The following is a 2,848-nucleotide window of genomic DNA, read 5'->3' on the forward strand; positions in this document are numbered from 1 at the left end:
CGCGTTCAGGCCCCCGACGCGCCGATCAATCGTGAACGATCCGGGTTAAGCGGATCCACTTCTCGCGGAGCTCGGCGCGACAAGCGTTCGTGGTCGGTCAGCTCACCGGCGTCGCGAGTCCGCGACGCTGCGGCCCTGCGCCGAGCTGGTCGATCCTGGAGGCTCCCACGCCGCAGCCCATTGGGCTATGGACTCGATCACCGGCGCCAGGGAGTGACCCTTGGTCGTCAGCGTGTAGTGCGGCACGGTGGTCGCGGAGGAGGAGGGGCAGGCGCGTTCCACCACGCCCTCGCGCTCGAGCTCGCGGAGCCGCTGCGCGAGGAGCCGATCGGTGAGCCCAGGGATTCTTGAGCGGATCTCGCCGAAGCGGTCGGCTCCGTCGAGGAGTGCGCGGATGATCGGGCCGTTCCAGCGCCGCCCGATCAGCTCGACCGCGCGGTGGAAGACCGGACAGTAGCCCTGTGTCTCGTCCATGCAGACAACCTCCGCGGCCGACGAGTCGCCGGACCTTGACTCTTGCCAACGCCGTTCCCGGAATGATACTCCTAGAGTCACTTACAAAGAGTAAGTGTCTACTTCGCACACGAGGAGCTCTCATGGACGCTCTGGTCCTCATCGGCCGGATCCTTTTCGCGCTACTGTTCCTGGGCGCCGGGATGGGCCACTTCAGCCAGCGGGAGATGATGACCGGCTACGCGGCGAGCAAGGGTGTGCCGGCCGCCGGGTTGATGGTGCCCTTCTCTGGTGCGGTGAGCATCCTGGGCGGCCTCATGGTGGCCGTCGGGGTCTGGCCCGACCTCGGTGCCCTGCTGCTGGTCGCCTTCCTGGTGCCGACGGCGGTGCTGATGCACGGCTTCTGGCGCGAGACCGACCCGGCGAGCAAGGCCAACGAGCAGACCCAGTTCCTCAAGGACCTGTCCCTCGCGGGTGCCGCGCTCGCCCTGTTCGCGTTCTTCGCCTCCGCGGGCGACGAGCTCGGCCTGCTCGTGCTCGGCCCGGTGTTCACGCTGTGACCGGCTTGCTAGTCGACCTGCCCGCCCGCGGCGGCGCCAGGCCGCGCACTACCCCGAGCAATCCGCACACCCAGCTCGATCAACAACCGGACGACGATCGGCCGCGCCGCCTCCTGGAGGAGCGGCTCGCCCAGCTACCCGGCGTGGTCTGGCGCCCCAGCATGATCTCGGTCCCGGGAGCGCGCGCCCTGACCCTGCCGGAAGACGCCGCGCAGGGCCCGCCCGAGGCCTTCATGATCGGCACCGAGTTCGCTCACCTGCACCCCGCCCCGGACCACTCACTGCACCTGGTGCTGCCGCCCGACCTCGCCTCCCGCGTAATCGAGACAGGCTGGGCAGAGCAACACCCGATCGCCCGCCGCGGCCTGATCACCTCGGGCGCGGTGATGATCTACGCACCCCGCGACGAGGAGGAGGCAGAACTGGTCGCCCAGATCGTGACCGCCGCCTTCGAGTACGCCACCAACCCCCCGGCCTGACCAGCCGTACTGACAGAGCGCCGACGTGACCGGCATCCGGGCCACTCGGGTCCGGACCAGTCGAACAAAGATCGGAGTCAGCCATCATGCGCATCCACGAGCTCGGCCACCTGGTGCTCTACGTCCGCGACCTGGAGCGCTCACGGCGGTTCTACCGAGACGTGCTCGGCTGGAACGAGATCCGCGGGGAGGTCCCCCTGCCGGTCCCCGCGGCGGCGTTCTCCTCCGGACGCACCCACCACGAGCTGCTGCTCATCGAGGTGGGCCCGGCCGCGGCGCCGATGCCCCCGGGGCACCGTGTGGGCCTGTACCACTTCGGCCTCAAGGTCGGCGACAACGACGACGACCTCCGCGAGGTCGTGCCTCACCTGACCGAGCACGGGGTGCAGATCCAGGGGGCCAGCGACCACACGATCACCCACTCGCTCTACATCGCCGACCCCGACGGGCACGAGATCGAGCTCTACGTCGACGTGATGGCCACGGAGGAGTGGCTCGCCGACCCCTCGGTGGTCTTCGCCCCGATCCGTCCCCTACGTCTGTGACCCTCCGTGCCTGGAGCGGCGCAGGCCGCAGCGTCTGGCCATCGGCATCCAGTCCGCTGCCCAGATCACCGGCCGTGCTGAGCCCTGATCCACCGGCGGAGCGCGACCGTGTGAGCGTGGCGTAGAACGAGAATGCCCTCTTGAGCAGGGAGAATGTCGATTGCGACGTCCACACCCGGCCGCCCAAGAGGAGCACCTCGTAAGTGAAACCTTCTCACAAGATCCGTCCGGTCTTCGATGATCCGAATCTGGTGTCGTCAGCGGGCCTGGTCCCGGCACTGCGGTTGGCCGCCTCCGCTGGCCTGGACGACCTGCTCGATGGGTTGACGGTGCCCTCGCCGAACGCGGGCGCGAAGATGACGTGTGTGATCGGCGGGATGCTGGCCGGCGCGGACTCGATCGACGACATGGACCTGATCCGCCACGGCGGCATGAGCCGGCTCTTCGGTGGGGTGCGGGCACCCTCGACGCTGGGTACGTTCCTGCGCTCGTTCACCCACGGGCACGTGCAACAGCTCGATGCGATCAACGCCGGCCTGTTGGCCGGACTCACCTCGCGGGTCCCTGCCCTGCTCGCCGGCGCGGACGCGGAGGGGATCGCGATGCTCGATGTCGATGACACCGTGCGTGAGGTCCACGGCTACGCCAAGCAGGGCGCGGCGTTCGGGTACACCAAGCAGCGCGGCCTCAACATCCAGATCGCAGTCGTCTCTACTCCGCTGACAGCGCCGGTGATCGCCCGTGCCCGTCTGCGCTCGGGGAACACGGGCCTTACCCCCGGATCTTGGACACGGGGTGTGATTACGCGGCG

General features: G+C 68.8%; 4 protein-coding genes and 1 pseudogene. 4 read left to right on the top strand and 1 reads right to left on the bottom strand.

From position 1 onward, the window contains the following. Nucleotides 1-102: 102 nt before the first annotated feature. Complete coding sequence (locus ABC138_RS17350; RefSeq protein ID WP_032491541.1) at nucleotides 103-474, bottom strand: helix-turn-helix domain-containing protein; 372 nt, start codon at nucleotides 472-474, stop codon at nucleotides 103-105. 122 nt (nucleotides 475-596) lie between these two features. Here ABC138_RS17350 and ABC138_RS17355 point away from each other — a divergent pair, with 122 nt between their 5' ends. The 4 genes and pseudogenes from ABC138_RS17355 to ABC138_RS17370 all read left to right on the top strand — a co-directional run. Continuing rightward, on the top strand, nucleotides 597-1,013 hold the full coding sequence (locus ABC138_RS17355; protein ID WP_068329929.1) for a DoxX family protein: 417 nt from the start codon (nucleotides 597-599) through the stop codon (nucleotides 1,011-1,013). Further along, nucleotides 1,010-1,492 carry a luciferase family protein gene (locus ABC138_RS17360; protein ID WP_345914451.1) on the top strand — a complete coding sequence of 161 codons (483 nt, stop codon included), beginning with the start codon at nucleotides 1,010-1,012 and terminating at the stop codon, nucleotides 1,490-1,492. Before ABC138_RS17355 ends, ABC138_RS17360 begins: the two co-directional genes overlap by 4 nt. 86 nt (nucleotides 1,493-1,578) lie before the next feature. Next, nucleotides 1,579-2,037 carry a VOC family protein gene (locus ABC138_RS17365; protein WP_345914452.1) on the top strand — a complete coding sequence of 153 codons (459 nt, stop codon included), beginning with the start codon at nucleotides 1,579-1,581 and terminating at the stop codon, nucleotides 2,035-2,037. Nucleotides 2,038-2,240: 203 nt separating this feature from the next. Next, a pseudogene (locus ABC138_RS17370) lies at nucleotides 2,241-2,848 on the top strand (IS1380 family transposase); the annotation flags it as partial.

Origin of the sequence: Janibacter sp. LM (genome assembly GCF_039631275.1) — a bacterium.
Classification (GTDB): Bacteria; Actinomycetota; Actinomycetes; order Actinomycetales; family Dermatophilaceae; genus Janibacter; species Janibacter terrae.

Bases quoted from the DNA above. Each gene is read 5' to 3' on its own strand.
- ABC138_RS17350 (WP_032491541.1), bottom strand. From the start codon at position 474: ATGGACGAGACACAGGGCTACTGTCCGGTCTTCCACCGCGCGGTCGAG.
- ABC138_RS17355 (WP_068329929.1), top strand. From the start codon at position 597: ATGGACGCTCTGGTCCTCATCGGCCGGATCCTTTTCGCGCTACTGTTC.
- ABC138_RS17365 (WP_345914452.1), top strand. From the start codon at position 1,579: ATGCGCATCCACGAGCTCGGCCACCTGGTGCTCTACGTCCGCGACCTG.